Source organism: Bradyrhizobium sp. NBAIM08, from assembly GCF_020193935.1.
GTDB classification, from domain to species: Bacteria; Pseudomonadota; Alphaproteobacteria; order Rhizobiales; family Xanthobacteraceae; genus Bradyrhizobium; species Bradyrhizobium yuanmingense.
In genome coordinates this window covers 1-396 of the sequence record NZ_JADYVR010001090.1, presented here as the reverse complement: position 1 = coordinate 396, position 396 = coordinate 1, and the positions used below count along the sequence as shown (strand labels likewise).

The 396-nt window shown below is 67.9% G+C and carries 1 protein-coding gene; it reads left to right on the top strand.

Translation table 11 applies throughout. The features are described from left to right. Nucleotides 1–396 (top strand): OmpA family protein (locus I6F37_RS43610; RefSeq protein ID WP_225154928.1); only part of this gene is annotated, 396 nt, incomplete at both ends.

The following is a 396-nucleotide window of genomic DNA, read 5'->3' as shown; positions in this document are numbered from 1 at the left end:
CGCAACATCTACGCGCGCGTCACGCTCGAGCCGGACGGCCCGTACGAGATCAGCGTCGCCGATGTCGGAGCCGAGGATTGGAAGGCCGCGCTGGCCCGCGACTGTCGCATCCGCGTGCCCAGCCTGCATTTCGATTTCGATCGGCCGTCGCTGCGCGCGTTCGAGTCCGAACCGACGCTGATCAAGCTTGCCGATGTGTTGAAGGCGAAGAACGCGCCGTCAGTGGAAGTCCAGGGTCACGCCGACAACATCGGCGAAGCCGGTGTGGCCGCGCGGCAGGCGCTTTCGGAGGGCCGCGCCAGGACGGTGGCGGCGTGGCTATCCGCGCATGGCGTGCCGGCCGCGAAAGTCACCGCGAGGGGATACGGCAAGACGCGTCCGTTGGCCAACAACGAC